Origin of the sequence: Variovorax glucosi (assembly GCF_051216695.1) — a bacterium.
Lineage (GTDB): Bacteria > Pseudomonadota > Gammaproteobacteria > Burkholderiales > Burkholderiaceae_C > Variovorax.
Genome location: NZ_JBPJZE010000046.1, coordinates 783 through 1658 on the forward strand (window position 1 = coordinate 783; position 876 = coordinate 1658).

Annotated in this window: 2 protein-coding genes; both read left to right on the plus strand. The window is 67.0% G+C overall.

Translation table 11 applies throughout. The annotated features are described in order from the left end of the window. A partial coding sequence (locus ACSFA3_RS22680) for a tRNA pseudouridine synthase A (protein WP_475544575.1) occupies positions 1-373 on the plus strand: 373 nt, incomplete at its 5' end. Next, positions 370-876: phosphoribosylanthranilate isomerase (locus ACSFA3_RS22685; protein ID WP_435507728.1), on the plus strand; the 507-nt coding region annotated here is incomplete at its 3' end. The genes ACSFA3_RS22680 and ACSFA3_RS22685, both read left to right, overlap by 4 nt.

Below are 876 nucleotides of genomic sequence, written 5' to 3' on the forward strand. Positions count from 1 at the left end.
CGGACAGCACGATTTCAGCTCGTTCCGCGCCTCGGCCTGCCAGGCTCGTTCGCCGGTCAAGGACCTGCGGCGCATCGAGATCACGCGCGTGGGCGACGGCGAGCGCTGCCGCTGGCATTTCGAATTCGAGGCCGACGCGTTCCTGCACCACATGATCCGCAACCTGATGGGTTGCCTGGTGCGCATCGGCCGCGGCGACGAGCGGCCCGCGTGGATTTCTGAAGTGCTCGAGGCGCGCAGCCGCAAGGTGGCGGCACCCACCTTCTCCGCGGACGGCCTGTACTTCCTGGGCCCGTTGTACGACGCCAAGTGGGGTCTGCCGGCGGAAGCCACGCTGCAGGCCGGCGGGGCTCCGTATGATGGCCCGCCATGACCGCGCTTTCCGTTCCCCGCACACGCATCAAGATCTGTGGCCTGACACGTGAGGCCGACGTGGATGCGGCAATCGAAGCCGGTGCCGATGCCATCGGCTTCGTGCTCTACGCGAAGAGCCCCCGCGCCGTGACGCCCGAGCGCGCCGCCGAACTGGCCTCGCGCCTGCCCCCGTTCATCACGCCGGTGCTGCTGTTCGTGAACGAGGATGCTCCGAAAGTCATAGCAGCACTCACACATATGAAGGGCGCCATCGCCCAATTCCACGGCGAGGAAACGCCCGAACAGTGCGAAGAAGCCAGCGGCCCGGGCCGCTTTCGCTACATGCGCGCCGCCCGAATCCCGCTGGGGGCTGCCGGGGCCGGCTTCGACCTCGTAAAATACGCGTCCGATTACTCCCACGCCCAGGCCATCCTGCTCGACGCCCATGTCGAAGGTTATGGCGGTGGCGGCAAGGCATTCGATTGGTCACTTCTTCCACCCGCCGTCGACGCTCACCTCGTC